This window comes from Martelella mediterranea (assembly GCF_004342225.1).
In the GTDB taxonomy this organism is placed as follows: domain Bacteria; phylum Pseudomonadota; class Alphaproteobacteria; order Rhizobiales; family Rhizobiaceae; genus Martelella; species Martelella mediterranea_B.
In genome coordinates, this window is sequence record NZ_SMAR01000008.1 from 28150 (window position 1) to 46527 (window position 18378).

Below are 18378 nucleotides of genomic sequence, written 5' to 3' on the forward strand. Positions count from 1 at the left end.
TACACCTGCAGTTATGGACACCACCTGATTTAGCCCGGCATGGCCAACCAAAACAGGTGCACATTCCTGAAAAACCGTGCTAAAGCCCGCGCGTTATATCAAATTCAGGATCGCAGACGAAAAGATAAGGCTATGTCGAAATTCAAATCCGAATTCCTGCACACACTTTCCGAGCGCGGCTTCATTCATCAGATTTCCGATGAAACCGGCCTCGATGACCTTCTGGTCAAGGAGCAGGTCACGGCCTATATCGGCTTCGATCCGACTGCACCCAGCCTGCATGCCGGATCGCTCATTCAGATCATGATGCTGCATTGGTTTCAGAAGACCGGTCATCGCCCTATTTCCCTGATGGGCGGCGGCACCGGCATGGTTGGCGATCCGTCCTTCAAGGATGAGGCACGCAAACTGATGACCGTCGATATGATCGAAAACAATATTGCTTCGATCCAGCGCTGCTTTGCCAACTATATCGACTATGACCGTGCTGACACTCCCGCGCTGATGATCAACAATGCTGAATGGCTTCGCGATATCAACTATCTCGAGTTCCTGCGTGATGTCGGCCGTCATTTTTCGGTCAATCGCATGCTGTCCTTCGACAGCGTCAAGACACGCCTGGACCGCGAGCAGTCGCTGTCCTTCCTCGAATTCAACTACATGATCCTGCAGGCTTATGACTTCGTCGAGATCTGCCGCAATTACGATTGCCGGCTGCAGATGGGTGGGTCCGATCAGTGGGGCAATATCGTCAACGGCATCGACCTTGGTCACCGGATGGATACGCCGCAGCTTTATGCACTGACCGCGCCATTGCTGACCACGGCATCGGGCGCCAAAATGGGCAAGTCCGCCAATGGTGCGATCTGGCTAAATCCGGATATGCTTTCGGCCTATGACTTCTGGCAGTTCTGGCGCAACACCGAAGATGCGGATGTTTCACGGTTCCTGAAGCTTTACACCACACTCCCCATGGATGAAATCGCCCGTCTTTCGGCTCTCGGCGGCGCCGAAATCAATGACGTAAAGAAAATCCTGGCGACCGAGGTCACAGCGATGCTGCATGGCCGTGCAGCCGCTGAAGAGGCAGCAGAAACCGCGAGAAAGACCTTTGAAGAAGGGGCTGTGGCGGAAAACCTTCCCACGATCGAAATTCCGGCTGCAGAACTGCAGGCTGGAATTGGCGTGCTGACGCTTCTGGTTCGTTCGGGGCTTGCAGCTTCAAACGGTGAAGCCCGTCGCCACATCAAAGGCGGCGCGGTAAGGCTCAACGACAAGGCCGTCTCCGACGAGCGTCTGAATGTCGGAACGGGTGAGGTCACCGGTGATGGCGTCATCAAGCTATCGCTTGGAAAAAAGAAGCATATTCTCGTGAAGCCGGTCTGAGCCTCTCAGCGCAGGCGATAACTTCAAAAGGCGGGTCAAGTGGCCCGCCTTTTTCATGTCAGTCATTTTGCTGGAATTCAAAGATCCGACGAAATACGCCGGGCGCGATGGCCGAGAGTGGATTGATGATCAGCTCCGGCTTTGCCGTTTTGCCTGTCAGACGGAACGTAATACCGAAAAGTCCCTTATCCTGACCATTTCCGAGAATCGGACCAAGAAGTGGAATTTCTGCAAAAATCCGGTTCAGCGAATAGGCAGGCATGAATGTTCCGGTGATATCGATATTACCGGCAGCATCGCGCACAATCCCCTTGAACGTCGCACCAACCTGATCTCCCCGCACAAAGGCATCTGTCACACGGAAGACACCGTTGGAAATATCAAACGCCGCCTGGGCCTTCTGAAACCGCTGGTCAGTCTGATTAATCTGATTGCGGTAGGTCGCATTCAGGCTCTTGCCATCACGGCCGGTGGGTGCGGAAAGCATCCGCTTCAGCTGCTCGTCGCGGACGATCCAGAATGTATTGAGATTGGCAATGCCCTGCCAGCCCGCTGCGGTTTCGCTCATATTCACATTCAGCGTGCCTCCGGTCATCTTCTGATAGATACCGAGAAAACGCAAAAGTTCACCGGTTCCCGACGTATTAAGCTGAATGTTTTTCGAACCACTGTTGCCCTTCAAAAATGCGGAAAGGGGCTGTCCTGTAGCGGTAAAAGCATCAAATGTCGCGGTTTGAATCTTACCATTATTCAGCAGCATATCGCCGTTCACATGGGACATCGGCCTGTTGTTCATGCCAATCACACGACCGATATCGTAACTGAGATCGACCAGGCCTGAATTATCCGAAGTACCACCAGTCCCGTCTGTCGCACCCGACATTTCACCGGTCAGTCTGGTGAGAAGGTTCTGCGCCAAAAACTGCTTGCCTGTGACAGTCACATCATAACCGCCCTGCGTTCGGCTTACGGCAAGATTGAGATTGTCACCTTCACTGAGTGCCACATTGGTCAGCGTCGCGGAATCCAGACCATCCTTGTCGAGGTTCAGCAATCCTGTCGCACTAAAACCGGCCCCATTGAACACAAGATTCTCGATGACCGTGTGATCACCATTCTGCCCGAGGTTGAAAGTCAGAGTAGCAGGAACGCCAGACGCTTTTTTCCAACCAAGCGGGGGCATACTCAAAACCGTGCGCGTCAGATCCAGCGCGACCCGACTATCATCCCCGGCACTATCCAGTGTCAGAGAGACAGGCCCGCCGACATACTGCCCAAGACCGGGCAGAAGCGACTTGCGCTGCGCCTCACTGATATCACCGGTCAATGTGAGGCTGCCGCTATCGCTCTCGGCGCTCCCCAAAGGCTCGCGCCAGTTTATATCCACCGGCATGCCGCTCACAGACCCGCTGCCATCAAATGCGATCTGCGATGGCTGCGCACGCATCACGCCGGTCAATCCGCCAACAGTGTAGCCGCGAATAGGCTTCGAAAGAGCAACATCCTCTATATCAGCCGACACCGCCCAGTTCGCCGGCAGAGTTGAGGAATCCGTCTCGAGCATGAAATTCGACTTAACATTGACGACAGCGCGCCCGGAAAAATCGTCAACCGCAAAATCTGTATTGTTCAGCGCGTTGATAGGCGGCGCAGCGGCAAGCCGGATCAGGTTTTCAACGGCCCCGGACAAATTGACATCGACCTGACCCGTCAGCGGCTTTTCATACGCGTCAGCAATTGTGAACGTGCCACTATCGAGGTCTACCGAGCGGCCCTTATCAACCGAAAGCCTGCCATCGTCGATCTCGACGTCGACCCGTGACCCGGTAATCGAAACGCGGGCATCACTCTCCATCACGTCCGGAAATGTATTGTTCAGAGTGATCCGTGTATCTTCAATGTTCAGCTTCAGCCGAAGCTCACTGTCATCGAGTTCCAGGGGAACCCCGACGCCCTCCATCCGGCCTTCAGGGATAAATACAGCCAGATCCGCACTTGCAACACGACCACCATGAAGATTCCGGCTGACCCACTCACGCGGCTTGCGCGCAATCCAGAAAGGCCAGAGCTGCTTAACAGCCTCCGTATCCATGTGCTCAATGCGCGCGCCAAAGCTCAGTTCCGGGCTGGCATCACCAAACACGGCCTTGAAGGACCCTGCCATAACCCCCTGCGGGCTGCTGACTGCAATATTATCGAGTAACAGCTTGGGCGTTTCACCGTGATATTCTCCGGAAAACTTCGCGTCGAAGATCAGCGGTGGCATTCCGGGCTCACGTGACTTGAAACGGCCGCCGCTGACAAGGAAATCAAGTCCATAACCAGGTTCAGGATTATTATCGATCCTGTCCAGATCGATAATACCGCCACTGAAAGGAAAGACGCTGCCATCAAAATCAATAGATGAGTCAGATAGCTCGATTGAGTTTTTGGTCGTGTCGTAAGTCAGATTGAGGCTGGCATTCTCAAAATCACGGGCGATCGTATCGGCAACAAAGCGCCCCTGACCGATAGCCACTTCGGCATAGGCCTCAGGGTCACTCTCGGAATCGGCCCGTTCCAGCGACAAGGCAACATCAGCGGCGCCTTCAAGCCCCAGAACAGGCTTGCCAGCATCATCACCGCGCAAAAGGAAGGGCGTTAAATCGAGATTACGAACCTCTGCCTGAAGGCTTCCGGTCCGCCCGTCTTTTGCAAGCGCTTCAGCAGAAAATCGCATCGTCTCATCGTCGAGCAGAATTTCACCATCGGCCCGCATCACACCATCGCTCAAGAGAGAGAAGGTCGCAGACTGTACGCTGACCGCGACGGTCTGCCCCGGAGAAGCACTCCCCACAGGAAAAGCAATATTACTCAGCTTGATTATGCGGGTATCAGCTGCTGTCAGTATCCCGCGCGCAAAGTCGGTGCGATCAAAGATCTGTTCGACAAGCAGGGGCAGAGTGTCAACCCGATGCTCGGTCAGCCGAAATGTGCCCGTCGAAGGCAGTGCAGCAGAATTGAAGTTGATATCGCTGGCAGAAACGGAGTTGATCGAAACCTGACCAAGCATCAGCCTCCATGGATCGAGTGAAAATGCCATTTCACCGATCGCGGCCAGAGGAACATTCTCAGAGCCCAGCATTTCAACGCCGTCGATCTTGAGCTGAAGATTGAGACCGCTGCCAAGACGAAGCTTTGTTGATGCAATCCGTGCGTGATATCCATCAGGCATCGCGTTGCGGATCTGTTGATTGGCTTCTGCGGAGAGAAAGCGGTCCAAAGATCCGCTTTCGATGATATAGACTGCAAGAGCGAGCAATATCGCAACAAGTAAACTGATGAGAACAGCCATACGGGCGCAGGCATGCACCAGTGTTCTGCGCGGCTTGCAGTGCACAATGGTCGGCTCATGCGCCTGCGCTGAAGGAAGCGCGTGCAGCGCTTCCCACTCACGCCGCGAGAAATGCGTCTTCTCGCCTCTGATATAGGGATCATTCCGGCGCTTCCTGCTCAAGACAAACATTCCGCCAGCAAAGTTAGCAGCAGTGGCCGCATTCGATCCGAATCCTCAACAGTTGCTCTGCAACCTAATCAGCATGATCCCGCACCTGCTTTCAAGCATCAAACACTCACGAGATTGTCAAATCGGCGCAGAATATGAAAATCCGTTTCAAGTTCTGAAACGTATGCCGATTGTGGTACATCTGATTTGAACCCAGTATGAATGAGAGATTGACATGAGTGAGTTGACCGCAGGTGACCTTGCACCAGATTTTACGCTTCCCCTTGGCAGTGGAGAAACATTTTCGCTGGCCGACGCTCACGGCAAGAAGCTGGTTTTGTACTTCTACCCGAAAGACAACACCAAAGGCTGCACGATCGAGGCCATTGAATTTACATCTCTGGCTGAGGCCTTCGAGAAGGAAAACACCCTGATCATCGGCATATCGCCGGATTCAGTCAAAAGTCATGTGAAGTTTCAGGAAAAGCACGACCTGAATATTCATCTGGGCGCGGATGAGGATCACGTTATCGCCGAAGCCTATGGCGTCTGGAAAGAAAAGAGCATGTACGGCAAGACCTATATGGGGATCGAACGCTCGACGTTCCTGATCGATGAGGATGGGAAAATCCTCAACGTCTGGCGTAAAGTTAAGGCAGCAGGTCATGCTTCGGCGGTTCTGGAATCTGTAAAAGGCTGAGCGGTTCCAGCGTCACCCGGCCTAACTCCGGCCACGATTTCCCGATTACATGCGTAAATCCGCAAGCGCTTAAGTCAGGCGGTTGCGGTTTCCTTGACTCTGCTTGTTTTTAAGACTATTCCGCCCCGTGTAAAAAGCGAAGACGGCGCGTTAACCGTCGGTTTGTTTCAACAAGCAAAACGGAACACGTTTCCCTTTGACCTCATTTTCAGATCTTGGGCTTAGTGCCAAAGTACTCACCGCTGTTACCGAAGCCGGATATAGCGAACCAACTCCCATTCAGGCTGGTGCGATTCCGCACGCACTGAACAGACGTGATGTGTGCGGTATTGCGCAGACCGGCACTGGCAAAACAGCATCGTTTGTTCTGCCCATGCTCACGCTGCTGGAGCGCGGACGGGCACGAGCCAGAATGCCGCGTACCCTGATCCTGGAACCAACACGCGAGCTGGCGACGCAGGTTGCAGAGAACTTTGAAAAGTACGGCGTCAATCACAAGCTGAACGTCGCACTTCTGATCGGCGGCGTTTCCTTCGAGGAACAGGATCGCAAGCTTGAACGCGGCGCTGATGTTCTGATCTGCACACCCGGACGCCTGCTGGATCACTCAGAACGCGGCAAGCTCTTGATGACCGGCGTCGAAATCTTCGTCATTGATGAAGCAGATCGCATGCTCGATATGGGCTTTATCCCTGACATTGAGCGCATTGCAAAGCTGATTCCGTTTACACGCCAGACCCTTTTCTTCTCTGCAACCATGCCGCCGGAAATTCAGAAACTGGCTGATCGTTTTCTGCAGAACCCCGAACGCATTGAAGTCGCTCCGCCATCTTCGACGGCGTTGACTGTTGAGCAAAAGCTGATCGCGACAAAGTCGAAGGATTACGAAAAGCGCGCAGCCCTGCGTAAAGTCATCGACAGCGAGAAAAATGAACTGAAAAATGCGATTGTCTTCTGCAATCGGAAAAAGTCTGTCGCGGACCTGCTACGCTCTCTCCAGCGCCACGAATATGCCGCAGGTGCGCTTCATGGCGATATGGATCAGCATTCCCGTACGACCATTCTGCAGAATTTCAGAGACGGAAAACTGCCAATTCTGGTTGCTTCCGATGTTGCAGCGCGTGGCCTCGATATTCCCGATGTCAGCCATGTCTTCAATTTCGACGTACCAATTCATGCTGAAGACTATGTCCACCGTATTGGCCGGACAGGCCGCGCAGGACGCAAGGGCAAGGCCTACACACTGGTCACGCCGAAGGATACGAAGCATCTCGACGCCATTGAAAAGCTGATTGACAGGAAGATTGATTGGCTGGATGGCGACCTGTCTTCGCTCGGTGCGGAAGAAGAAACTGAGGAAAAATCCTCCGGCCGTGGTCGCCGCGGACGTAGTGCAGGCAGCAAAGCTTCCGGCACCACCAAGAAAGCCGAGGCAGCTCCGGACAATGCAAAGCTCGAAAAGCCAGCTGAGCAGCCCGCCACATCTTCCGGACAGAACACGAAGAGCAAACCGGCCAATGATGATCGCCGCCGTTCGCGCCGCAAGGATCGCGATGACGAGCCGACGCCGGTCGGTTTCGGAGACGACATCCCAGCCTTTATGCTGGTTGCCGCCAAAGGCTGAAGCGAGCCCAAAACCGCGCTTGTTTCCTTCATGAAGACGATAAACGATCAAGGCCGCAGGAACTTTTCTGCGGCTTTTTCTATGCCGAATGCAGCGCAAAGTGAAAGAGCCGCCCTGCGCGGAGGCAGAAGCGGCTCAAATCGAAAACGTGCTTTTTTGTTTCAAAAGAATGAAGCCAATTCTGAACAAAATCTACTCTGAAAATGATTGATAAAAACCACAAAGAATAAACTGAGTATGGCTTCGATCTAAACCGATGATGCTTTTTTAGTCAAGACTGAAAATTATTCACATGTAAATGCGAAGCGCTTGTCGGCTCAAAGATTACGATAGCCGCGCGAATAATAAACGAGCGCTCCTTCGTCATCGCCCATACGCACCGCGATCACTTCACCGATCAGAATCCAGTGCGTTGCGACAACCTTGGCATCGACAAGGCGGCAGTCAAAACTGACCAGCGCATCGTCCAGAACCGGCGCACCACTTGCACCAGTGCTCCAGCTGCCACGGGCAAAGCGTTCCTCAGCTGAGAGCTCCCCTCGCCCAGCGAACGCGTCAGCCAGTGGCTGATGCTTCGCCGCAAGTGAATTGATGGCGAAATTACCACTGCTTTTAAACAGGTGGTTACGCTCTTTCTGCCGGTTCACGCAGGCCAGCACGGTGGGTGGCGTATCCGAGATCGAACAACAAGCCGTCGCCGTAATCCCCCGACGGCTGACCCCATCCGATGTCGTCACGATCTGTACATGCCCGGCAAAGCGCGCCATTGCCTCACGATAAATCTCGGGCAGTGGATAGTCGTCGTGCATAAAGGCCCCCTCGAGCGTGGATTTGGTGCGGCATCCCGCGTTCAGGATCTGCAGGAACCGTAAATCAGGATACTGAAGCTGTACTTATGGCGTTGCCCCCACTGGTGGCAAGGGGTATGACTGAGGCAAGAGCCAAGAATGAGCACCAAGACCGACCATGAAGAGATCATTCCGCGCCCGCTTTACCCTTTTTCTGACAGCCATGCTGCTTGCCGGACATGCCTATGCCGTAGACGGCGGAACAATAGGGCTGGTGACCCCACTCAGCGGCGACTACAGCATTCTGGGCAAGCAGCTCGCCGAGGGTGCTCAGTTGCAGGCCAGTCATTCCGGCGCCGTTGTAACGGTCATCGATGAGAGCTGCGAAGAAGGCAGTGGCGTGGCCGTCGCAGACCAGCTGATTGCCGCCGGCGCTGAAATCGCAATTGGTTTCATGTGTTCGGCAACCCTGCGCAGCGCCCTTCCCATACTGAAGGATGCTGGCATCCCGGCGATTACCGTTTCGGTCCGCTCAACACCACTGATGGAAGAAGCATTAAAGGCAGGATGGCCACTCTACCGCATGGCACCAAGCCAGAAGGATGAAGCGGACGAACTGACGGAAATCATCATGTCGCAATGGGCTGACAAGCCCGTTGCCCTTCTTGATGATGGCACCATCTACTTCCGTGAACTTATCAACGCCGTCAGAAACCGGATCGAGGAACGCGGGCTAAAACCGGTGATCGTTGACACATTTCGCCCTGCGCAGGAGCAGCAGGCCGCTCTTGTCCGTCGACTGGAACAGGCAGGCGCCACCCATATACTGATTGGCGGTACGCGCAACGATACGGCCATCATTGCACGCGATGCAGCACAATCCGGCGCAAGTCTGACGATTCTTGGAGGTGATTCCCTCAGAGCGCCAGATGAACCTGTAAAACTTGAAAACGGCATATTGGCTGCCGCACTGCCGGAATTCGCCACCCTGCCCCCGGCAGCTGAGATCAGCGAAGATGCACAACAAGCCGGGATTAATGCCGAAGGTTACGTTGTTCCCGGCGCTGCGGCGGTTCTGGTCGCCACTCAGGCGCTGAACGCCGCTGATAGCGAAGAAACTGATATCGAGAAAATACTACAGACCCGACACTTTGATACGCCCTTGGGGCCGGTATCCTTCACGCCTGAACATGAACTTTCAGATAATCCGTTGATGCTGCTGTCATGGCAGAACGGCCAGTTTGTCCCCATCTTTGACACAGACGAATGAAATATGTGGCTTTCTGTGCTTACAAGGCAGCGCCCGAATGAGACTCAAGGAACAGAGCATTGAAAAGACCCCTGCGCATCGCGCCTTCCATCTTGTCAGCTGACTTTTCGAACCTGGGACCAGAAGTCAGATCCGTCGTTGCCGACGGAGCAGACTGGATCCATCTCGACATCATGGATGGCCACTTCGTACCCAACATCACATTTGGCCCCGCGGTGGTGAAATCGCTGCGCAAGTACACCGACGCGATTTTCGACTGCCACCTCATGATTGAGCCGGCCGATCCGTTCATCCCGGCCTTTGCTGAAGCCGGATGCGACTACATCACCGTGCATGAAGAAGCCGGGCCGCATCTGCACCGCTCACTGCAAAACATCCGCAACCTGGGCAAGAAAGCCGGTGTTGCACTGAACCCGGCAACGCCGGTTTCCATGATTGAACATGTGATTGATGATCTCGACCTGATCCTGATCATGACGGTCAATCCTGGCTTTGGCGGACAGAAATTCATTCCGGCAACGCTGGAAAAAATCCGTCAGGCCAATGCGCTGATTGGCGACCGTCCGATTGAGCTTGAAGTCGATGGCGGCATCGCACCTGATACGGTTGGTGCCGTGACCGAGGCTGGCGCCAATGCATTGGTGGCTGGCTCAGCAATCTTTGGCCGTGCAGAAAACGGTAGCTACGCGCCATCAATCAAAGCCTTGCGCGATGCCAGCAAATAAAGCGTGTCCGGCATCCGCCCTGGCGGACTGACAAGCTGAAGTCACCGGAGGAGAGACCCCATGCATTTTGCCCGCAATACAATTGCAGCCATTTTCCCGGCGATGGTCGCCTTTATGGCGACACCATCAGTTGCGGGTGATTTCGCGACTTTCACACCGCTCGGTTTTTCAGAGAGCGGTGATGTATTTGGGTTTGAGGAATTCGGAATCGAAGACGGTTCCGGCTTCCCGTATTCGAATATATACTTCCTTGACACTGAGCGTGACGCTTTCCTTGAAGGAACGCCGATCCGCGCGCGCATTGAAGATGAGAACGCAACGATCAGCGACGTTCGCGCTCAGGCCGTCAGTGAAGCATTGGATCGCATTCAGGAATACCGTCTGCTGAACCATCCCGGCACGCTGGCCGCTTTCAGCCCGGTGACCGAGATGAGCGCCAACCCGGACGAGACCACATATCGCGCGCACCCAAACCTTGCGGATGAATACACGCTCTTACTTGAAGACTTCGCGCTTGACCCGACTTCAGCATGCGCTGCTGTGACACCGGATGCCAGAGGCTTCCGGCTCAGCCTGACCCAAGGTGAGGGGGATGTGCAGCTTCTGCATGAAGACAACCGCATTCCGACAAGCCGCAATTGCCCGACCGGTTACCGCCTTGGCGGCGTGATGACCTATCGAAGTGCTGAAAATGAAACGCTCCATGTGGCGTTGATAACAGTTCTTTCCCATGGCTTTGAAGGGAGCGACGGTCGCTGGATCGCCCTGCCCTTCACTCCATAACTATCCGGAAAGACACGATCCAGCTGCAAAGATTGTTTTCCGCAGCGGACTTTGCTAAGCGCTTTTTCAACATCAGCTTGAAGGACGACCCTTATGATCCCGCGCTATTCCCGCCCGCAAATGACTGCCATCTGGAGCCCGGAAACAAAGTTCCGTATCTGGTTCGAGATCGAAGCACATGCCTGCAACGCGCTGGCGGAAATTGGTGTCATTCCGGAAAGCGCAGCGAAAACCATCTGGGAAAAGGGGAGTGCCGCAGAGTTTGATGTCGCCCGGATCGACGAAATCGAAGCGGTCACCAAACACGACGTCATCGCATTTCTGACCCATCTGGCTGAAATCGTCGGTCCTGACGCCCGCTTCGTTCATCAGGGCATGACCTCCTCGGACGTGCTTGACACCTGCTTCAACGTTCAATTGACCCGCGCCAGCGACATCCTTCTGGATGACTTGGATCAGCTTCTGGCCGCTTTGAAACGCAGGGCATTCGAACACAAGGACACGATCACGATTGGCCGTTCGCATGGCATTCATGCCGAGCCAACCACATTCGGGATCAAGCTGGCTCAGGCTTATGCCGAGTTTTCGCGTTGCCGCGAACGCCTCGTTGCAGCGCGCGAAGAAATTGCCACATGCGCAATTTCCGGCGCCGTCGGCACTTTTGCCAACATTGATCCGCGCGTCGAAGAGCATGTTGCTGCTGCCATGGGTCTGAAGGCAGAACCTGTGTCCACCCAGGTTATTCCCCGTGACCGCCACGCTATGTTCTTTGCAACGCTGGGTGTGATCGCTTCCTCCGTTGAGAGGCTGTCGGTCGAAATACGGCATCTTCAACGCACAGAGGTTCTGGAAGCGGAAGAATACTTCTCACCGGGTCAGAAGGGTTCTTCTGCCATGCCACATAAGCGCAATCCGGTGTTGACGGAAAACCTCACTGGACTGGCGCGTATGGTTCGCGGCTATGCCATGCCAGCCATGGAGAATGTGGCGCTCTGGCATGAGCGTGATATTTCCCATTCCTCGGTCGAGCGCATGATTGGACCGGACGCCACAGTCACGCTTGATTTCGCGCTGGGCCGCCTGACCGGCGTCATCGACAAACTTGTCGTTTATCCCGAGCATATGCTGAACAACCTGCACAAATTCCGTGGCCTTGTGCACTCGCAGCGCGTTCTGCTGGCACTGACTCAGGCTGGTGTTTCGCGTGAAGATGCTTACCGCCTGGTACAGCGCAACGCGATGAAGGTCTGGGAAGAACAGAAGGACTTTCTCGAAGAGCTTCTTGCCGACGAGGATGTCCGCAAGGCACTCAGCGAAGAGCAGATACGCGAGAAATTCGATCTCGGCTACCACACCAAGCACGCGGATACGATTTTCCAGCGCGTTTTCGGCGAAGCCTGAACCATTCAAAAGACACGAAGAACCTGAAGCGCAGCCATGAAAGCGTCCGAAGCAGATATCCTCATCGTTCCCGGTTTCAAGAATTCCGGGCGAAACCACTGGCAGTCCCGCTGGGAGAGAAATCTGGCATCTGCACGGCGTGTTGAACAGAAGTCCTGGGAGAAGCCGGAACGTGACGATTGGGTCGCCCGTCTGACGACCCATGTGAATGAAACAACCAGACCTGTCGTTCTGGTTGCTCATTCACTTGGTGTACCGGCTCTCATCCATGCGCTACCGCATTTTGATAAACCCGTTGCCGGTGCGTTTCTCGTCGCACCACCCGAGGTCGACAATCCTAAGATCCGGCCGAAACATCTTATGACATTCGGCCCGTACCCGCGCGACCCCCTTCCCTTTCCATCCATTCTGATTGCAAGCAGTAACGATCCGTTTGGCAGCGTTGACCACGCTGGTGATATTGCCAATGCATGGGGATCACAGTTCTTCAACATTGGTGAAGCCGGGCATATTGACGACAAAGCTGGATTTGGCCCCTGGCCTGAAGGAACGCTGATGTTCGGACGCTTTCTATCGCGCATCAAATAGCGAAGAATCGATTTGAAGCACCTTTAAAGAGAAAACTTGGTAAACACTGCCAGAAGGTGCACGCATCCCCGCAGAATATAACCGATCTCACGTGTTCAGGAGCCGCGAGTGCGGATCCTGTTACCGCATTTTTGCGGAAGGTACTTCCACATTTGATTGACATGTCATGCCGAACGATCCCACTATGACGTATGGGGAATTCGCAATATTCAATTTTGATCTGAATTCAGAAGGCGCAATCATCCCCAAATGGAGGAATCGGGAACAACACTTACAAGCTGCGCATTTAAGTTGACGAGGTTCTGCATAGCGCAACCGTAGAATATTTGCTTCGCATATAAGGATGGCTTGTGGAAGGCGCATCGACGTTAGATCTGTTGTTAAATAGCGTAAAACCAACCGCTGATGACCCTGAGACTTCGCCGGTTGCCTTTGTGTTGCTCGACCGGACGCGTTGGACGATCACGGCGGCGAACCAGTCCTTCAGACACTTTTGCACGCGTTCTCTGCCAGACGAATCGGACTTTCTAGAACTCATTCATCCCGACGATCGAAAACTTCTCAAAAACCTATTCGGATCGGCCTCGTTGCATTCCGGACCAAGCGCCCAAGCTGAGGTCCGGATCACATGCGGCAAAGAGGCCGACTGGCACTGGTGTCTGATAACGATATCAGAGCTGTCGGACGATAAGGGCGAGACAACGTCCGTTCTTCTGCACCTTGTCGATATCGAACGACAGAAAAAGCAGCACGATACAGAAGCCAGCAGGGCACGCCGCTGGAACTATGCACTGGTTAGCTCAGGTCTCGGCGTATGGGACCATAACTATGGTACTGGAGAGAAGTTCTATTCCAGAACCTGGCGGATCATGCGCGGATTAGTCCCCGATGAACCACTTGACTTTTCCACCGAGGAGGAATGGCTGCAAAATTTGCATCCACAGGACCGCGATTTTGTCCGCCAGGCAATTGCACAGCAACGCGATGGTAATCCTGATTACATGAACTTCGAATATCGAGAGAGACATGCCGCTGGACACTGGATCTGGATCGAGTGTCGCGGTGACGCCGTAGAGTTTTTCGAAGATGGCAAACCCTCACGAATTGTCGGCACTGACAGAGATATTAGCGACAGAAAGACGAGTGAACTTCTGCTGGCCCGCACACGCCGACGACTCGAGCTGGCAGTTGAAACGTCGCAGATCGGTGTTTTTGAACGTAATCTTGTGACGAATGAAGTCTCTATCGACGCCCGGATGGCGGAGATTTACGGCTTTGAAGACGCAAAAGACAAAGTCCCTGCCAGCCGCTTTGTAGCCCGTGTCCATCCAGATGATCTCGCCAATGTGATGCGACGGGCCCAAAAACTCACGGTGGATGGCCCTGCAATTACCGACCGGTTCCGCATCTACCGGGAAAATGACGGCGAGCTGCGCCATGTCCAGCATCGCGTGGCGATGTTCAGGACGGATGAGGGGGTGGAGACCTACATCGGCACCAACTGGGATGTAACGGAAGAAACGCGGATGCGACAGGAGCTGTTAACCGCAAAACAGGTTGCAGAAGCGCGAAACTTTGAGCTTGATCGCGCGAAGTCGGATATAGAACGTGCGGTTCATCACGATTATCTGACAGGCCTACCCAACAGAAGCTTCCTTGATGAAGAGCTTTCCAGACGCCTCGATATTGCGAAGCGTGACGAAACCAGGATTGCGCTGCTTCAATTCGATATCGACAATTTTCGCTCAATAAACGCGACTTATGGCCATGAAGCTGGCGATAAACTGCTTAAGCATGTGGCTAACACGCTGCTGAACATGAGTCGTCATAATGATTTCCTCGCCAGAATCAGCGGCGATGAATTCGTCATGATCTCAAACATGGATAGTAGCCGAAAAAGCCTGCTGCAATCAGCAGAACGCATACTTCTGGAGCTTTCAAAACCCATCCAGGTGGGAGGAAAAAGACTGAAAGCGACGGCAAGTATCGGCATCGCAACCACACAAGACTCAGATACCGAGCGGGCAGGTTCGCTCCTCCAGGATGCAGGTTCTGCACTCAGACGCGCCAAATCAGAAGGACCAAACCGTATCGCTCTGTTCAAACCCGACAAAGGCAGATCGGGGAACATGGCACAGGTCACTCCGGAAAACCTGATTGAAGCGATAGAAAAGGGCGCGTTCGTTCCCTACTATCAACCCCAGTTTGATGCCAAGACCCTCCGGCTTTGCGGCCTTGAAGCTCTTGCGCGCTGGAAGAAGCACGACGGCAGCATTGTCGAGCCAGCAAAATTCATTCCTCTGGCGGACAGTCTGAACCTGATGAACCAGATCGACAAAGCGATTATGGAAAAGGCGCTACAGGATAGCGCCCGCTGGAAGGCTCAGGGCTTTGATACACCGCGCATTTCGCTCAACATCTCTCCACGCAGATTGAGTGACCCTGGGCTCGTCACCTCGCTTCAGAAGCTGGACATCACCGGTCGGACATTGAGCTTTGAACTCCTGGAGTCGATCTTTCTGGATCGTCAGGACGATATCAGTGCGTATAATCTGCGCGAAATACGCAAGCTCGGAATCGAGATCGAGATTGATGATTTCGGGACAGGCTACACATCCATTACCAGTCTGCTTCATCTCGCCCCGCAGGCGCTGAAAATCGCCCGAGAACTGGTGGTGCCCCTCACCCATTCGCGCGAGCAACGCACAATCATTAAATCCATTATCGATATCGGCAAGGCACTGAACATACGCGTCGTTGCCGAAGGCGTTGAAACGAAGGAGCAAATCGAACTTCTGACAAGCCTCGGCTGCGACGTGCTGCAGGGGTTCGGGCTTGGAAGGCCGGTGCCTGCAGACCAAATCGAGAGGCTTTTAACACCTCTCGAAGACGGTCAGTCGCGCTAATTACGAGCTTCAGATGTTTAAGCCGTATTGCTCTCATTCCATCCTAACCGAAGCGGCTCTCACCCCGGAAGATCATCCCTAATAAGAAACTGTCGTGCGGCCAGAGACTACGCTTTCCCGGCGAGCATTCTGCCAAGAGGACTGGTTTCGGGTATAGCGCGGTCCGGCAGCAGAAAATTGTAAAGATGAACAACGCAGGTTCTTTGCGTCGTTATATCCGCCAGCGTCATATCAGCATCATAGAGAAGCGAAAGCTGGCTGCAGTGCAAAGGATAGAACGTATCGATTGGCAAAATCTCAGCTTCAAGCCCAAATGACTTTACCGCATGTGTGATCAGAGCCGGACCATACGTTCCCCACGGCATGGAGGTTGGATCGGCTGCCAAACCGATCGCCTTCTTGAGCATCAACTTGTGCCTTCTGGACTTCCTCTCCCATGGCGGAATAAAACTGCGGTCCAGAAAAACATCATTGAGATAGGCAACCAGACGACTGTCTGAAGGCGCCGCAAGCACAGCGCCGTTCACAGCCTTGTCATTCTCCCACCCGATCAGATAGTTACGCTCAGGCAAAGGTTTGAGACAATAAACATCAGCGTCGACATAAATACCAAGACCAGCACGTAAAATGCGATAGCGGTACTTATCGGACGCCAGCGCATAACTGCCGGTTTTGCCATGACTGACCAGTTCTGACCGCTTCATGAGCTGTTCCGCATCAAAAAGCTCGACACCTTCTGGCAGATCAGTCGGCGGCTCATAGACGTGAAGCCGCACAGTGTAGCCATGCCTGACAAAAGATTTCAGGCATGCTGCGTGCACGGCACCAAGCCTGGGACCAAACCAGAACGCATTGATATCAACCATAACAGGCCCCGCCGGAAACGATATCTGGACACTTCAGCCAGCCGTTGGTCTTCAGACCAGCCGGCTCTTCTCCAGCGCTGCTGCAATAAAGCTTGCAAACAACGGATGCGGTGACAGCGGACGGCTCTTGAGCTCCGGATGGAATTGTACACCTATAAACCACGGATGATCGGCATATTCGATGGTTTCCGGCAAAATGCCATCCGGTGAGGTGCCCGAGAAGACGAGACCACAGGCTTCCAGCTTTTCACGATAGCCGAAATTCACCTCATAGCGGTGACGATGACGTTCCGAAATCTCGGTTGTGCCATAAATTTCCGCAATCTTGGTGTCCTCACCAAGGCGTGCCTTGTAGGCACCAAGACGCATCGTTCCGCCGAGATCGTCATGTTCACTGCGGGTCTCAAGGCTGTTGCCTTTCACCCACTCGGTCATCAGACCGACAAGCGGCTCACTGGCGTTGCGATCAAACTCGGTCGAGGACGCATCTTTGATACCAGCCAGATTGCGCGCTGCCTCGATCACAGCCATCTGCATGCCAAAGCAGATTCCGAAATACGGAACCTTATGCGTCCGCGCAAAGCGGGCCGCCCGGATTTTACCTTCGGACCCGCGCTCACCGAAACCGCCGGGCACAAGGATACCATTGACCTTTTCGAGGTAGGGCGACGGATCTTCCTTCTCAAAAACCTCGGACTCGATCCATTCAAGGTTCACCTTGACACGGTTGGCAATACCGCCGTGATGAAGAGCTTCGATCAGAGATTTATAAGCATCTTTCAGGCCGGTATATTTGCCGACAATCGCAATATCGACTTCACCTTCGGGCGTACGAATTCGCTCGCAAACGTTCTTCCACGCATCCATGCGCGGCACTGGTGCAGGATCGATACCAAATGCATGAAGAATTTCGTCGTCCAGCCCTTCACGATGATAAGCCAGCGGCACATCATAGATATTGGCAACATCAAGTGCCTGAATGACAGCTGATGAGCGTACATTGCAGAAAAGCGAAAGCTTGCGCCGCTCGGCTTCAGGAATTTCGCGGTCTGAACGAACCAGCAGAATATCCGGATGAATGCCCAGAGCCTGAAGCTCTTTTACGGAGTGCTGCGTCGGCTTGGTCTTCAGCTCACCGGCCGCAGGAATGTAGGGCATGAGCGTGAGATGAAGATAAACTGCGTTTCCGCGCGGCAGGTCATTACCGAGCTGGCGGATTGCCTCCATGAAGGGCATGGCTTCGATATCGCCAACAGTGCCGCCGATTTCGCACAGAACGAAGTCGAAGTCCTCATTGCCCTCAAGGACAAACTCCTTGATCTCGTTTGTGACGTGAGGAATGACCTGAACCGTCGCACCGAGATAATCGCCGCGGCGTTCTTTATCCAGAATGTTTTTGTAAATCCGGCCCGTGGTGATGTTATCGGTCTTCGTCGCAGAGCGCCCTGTAAAGCGCTCATAATGACCGAGATCGAGGTCAGTTTCAGCCCCGTCATCCGTCACGAACACTTCGCCATGCTGGGTCGGGCTCATAGTGCCCGGATCCACGTTGAGATAAGGGTCAAGCTTGCGCAGCCGAACACGATAACCGCGTGACTGCAACAAAGCTCCCAGAGCTGCTGCGGCAATGCCTTTTCCAAGTGAGGAAACCACGCCGCCGGTGATGAAAATATATCGCGCCATGGGCTTATTCCGATACCGTTTTTTGAGCGATTCTGCCAGTGCCTTACAAAATAAAATCGGCAATGACGCTCGCTGCCCCAATCAAACTGCAATGCCCGGCCTGTCCGCCCACCATTCGGCAGGAAGAAGAGCGGGCACAATCTCAAAGAAAATCCGGCGGGCACACGGCCCGCC

General features: G+C 54.0%; 13 protein-coding genes. 9 read left to right on the plus strand and 4 right to left on the minus strand.

Annotated features, from left to right (window positions below; translation table 11 throughout):
* Positions 1-132 precede the first annotated feature (132 nt).
* A complete protein-coding gene (gene tyrS / locus EDC90_RS07385) occupies positions 133-1386 on the plus strand; it encodes a tyrosine--tRNA ligase (protein WP_132310071.1) in 1254 nt (417 codons plus the stop codon).
* Positions 1387-1444: 58 nt separating this feature from the next.
* Here the strand turns inward: tyrS and EDC90_RS07390 are convergent, their stop codons facing one another.
* Positions 1445-4882: a DUF3971 domain-containing protein gene (locus EDC90_RS07390; RefSeq protein WP_165972772.1), complete on the minus strand. Its 3438-nt coding sequence runs from the start codon at positions 4880-4882 to the stop codon at positions 1445-1447.
* Between the two features lie 223 nt (positions 4883-5105).
* On the opposite strand from EDC90_RS07390, the gene bcp reads away from it, so the two are divergent.
* Entirely contained in the window at positions 5106-5570 is a 465-nt protein-coding gene (gene bcp, locus EDC90_RS07395) for a thioredoxin-dependent thiol peroxidase (protein WP_132310075.1), read from the plus strand.
* A 196-nt stretch (positions 5571-5766) separates the two neighbouring features.
* Positions 5767-7194 carry a DEAD/DEAH box helicase gene (locus EDC90_RS07400; RefSeq protein WP_132310077.1) on the plus strand — a complete coding sequence of 476 codons (1428 nt, stop codon included), beginning with the start codon at positions 5767-5769 and terminating at the stop codon, positions 7192-7194.
* Between the two features lie 317 nt (positions 7195-7511).
* On the opposite strand, the gene EDC90_RS07405 is transcribed toward EDC90_RS07400, so the two are convergent.
* Positions 7512-8003 (minus strand): flavin reductase family protein, encoded by a 492-nt coding sequence (locus EDC90_RS07405; RefSeq protein ID WP_132310079.1) that lies wholly within the window; start codon positions 8001-8003, stop codon positions 7512-7514.
* Positions 8004-8160: 157 nt separating this feature from the next.
* Here EDC90_RS07405 and EDC90_RS07410 point away from each other — a divergent pair, with 157 nt between their 5' ends.
* From EDC90_RS07410 to EDC90_RS07435, 6 genes are all read left to right on the plus strand, one after another.
* Positions 8161-9252: a branched-chain amino acid ABC transporter substrate-binding protein gene (locus EDC90_RS07410; protein ID WP_245510978.1), complete on the plus strand. Its 1092-nt coding sequence runs from the start codon at positions 8161-8163 to the stop codon at positions 9250-9252.
* A 59-nt stretch (positions 9253-9311) separates the two neighbouring features.
* Entirely contained in the window at positions 9312-9977 is a 666-nt protein-coding gene (gene rpe / locus EDC90_RS07415) for a ribulose-phosphate 3-epimerase (RefSeq protein ID WP_132310081.1), read from the plus strand.
* A 60-nt stretch (positions 9978-10037) separates the two neighbouring features.
* On the plus strand, positions 10038-10760 hold the full coding sequence (locus EDC90_RS07420) for a DUF2259 domain-containing protein (protein WP_132310083.1): 723 nt from the start codon (positions 10038-10040) through the stop codon (positions 10758-10760).
* A gap of 93 nt (positions 10761-10853) precedes the next feature.
* Positions 10854-12161 carry an adenylosuccinate lyase gene (gene purB / locus EDC90_RS07425; RefSeq protein ID WP_132310085.1) on the plus strand — a complete coding sequence of 436 codons (1308 nt, stop codon included), beginning with the start codon at positions 10854-10856 and terminating at the stop codon, positions 12159-12161.
* A gap of 36 nt (positions 12162-12197) precedes the next feature.
* Entirely contained in the window at positions 12198-12749 is a 552-nt protein-coding gene (locus EDC90_RS07430) for an RBBP9/YdeN family alpha/beta hydrolase (protein ID WP_132310087.1), read from the plus strand.
* A gap of 587 nt (positions 12750-13336) precedes the next feature.
* Entirely contained in the window at positions 13337-15655 is a 2319-nt protein-coding gene (locus EDC90_RS07435) for a sensor domain-containing protein (RefSeq protein ID WP_132310089.1), read from the plus strand.
* A 107-nt stretch (positions 15656-15762) separates the two neighbouring features.
* Here the strand turns inward: EDC90_RS07435 and EDC90_RS07440 are convergent, their stop codons facing one another.
* Positions 15763-16521 (minus strand): glycosyltransferase, encoded by a 759-nt coding sequence (locus tag EDC90_RS07440; RefSeq protein ID WP_132310091.1) that lies wholly within the window; start codon positions 16519-16521, stop codon positions 15763-15765.
* Positions 16522-16572: 51 nt separating this feature from the next.
* Positions 16573-18204, minus strand: coding sequence for a CTP synthase (locus EDC90_RS07445; RefSeq protein WP_132310093.1), 1632 nt, complete (start codon positions 18202-18204; stop codon positions 16573-16575).
* Positions 18205-18378 lie beyond the last annotated feature (174 nt).

What these genes read in the sequence shown, in the direction of transcription:
- tyrS (WP_132310071.1), top strand. Translation starts at nt 133, where the DNA reads ATGTCGAAATTCAAATCCGAATTCCTGCACACACTTTCCGAGCGCGGC.
- bcp (WP_132310075.1), top strand. Translation starts at nt 5,106, where the DNA reads ATGAGTGAGTTGACCGCAGGTGACCTTGCACCAGATTTTACGCTTCCC.
- EDC90_RS07405 (WP_132310079.1), bottom strand. Translation starts at nt 8,003, where the DNA reads ATGCACGACGACTATCCACTGCCCGAGATTTATCGTGAGGCAATGGCG.
- EDC90_RS07410 (WP_245510978.1), top strand. Translation starts at nt 8,161, where the DNA reads ATGAAGAGATCATTCCGCGCCCGCTTTACCCTTTTTCTGACAGCCATG.
- EDC90_RS07420 (WP_132310083.1), top strand. Translation starts at nt 10,038, where the DNA reads ATGCATTTTGCCCGCAATACAATTGCAGCCATTTTCCCGGCGATGGTC.
- purB (WP_132310085.1), top strand. Translation starts at nt 10,854, where the DNA reads ATGATCCCGCGCTATTCCCGCCCGCAAATGACTGCCATCTGGAGCCCG.
- EDC90_RS07430 (WP_132310087.1), top strand. Translation starts at nt 12,198, where the DNA reads ATGAAAGCGTCCGAAGCAGATATCCTCATCGTTCCCGGTTTCAAGAAT.
- EDC90_RS07440 (WP_132310091.1), bottom strand. Translation starts at nt 16,521, where the DNA reads ATGGTTGATATCAATGCGTTCTGGTTTGGTCCCAGGCTTGGTGCCGTG.
- EDC90_RS07445 (WP_132310093.1), bottom strand. Translation starts at nt 18,204, where the DNA reads ATGGCGCGATATATTTTCATCACCGGCGGCGTGGTTTCCTCACTTGGA.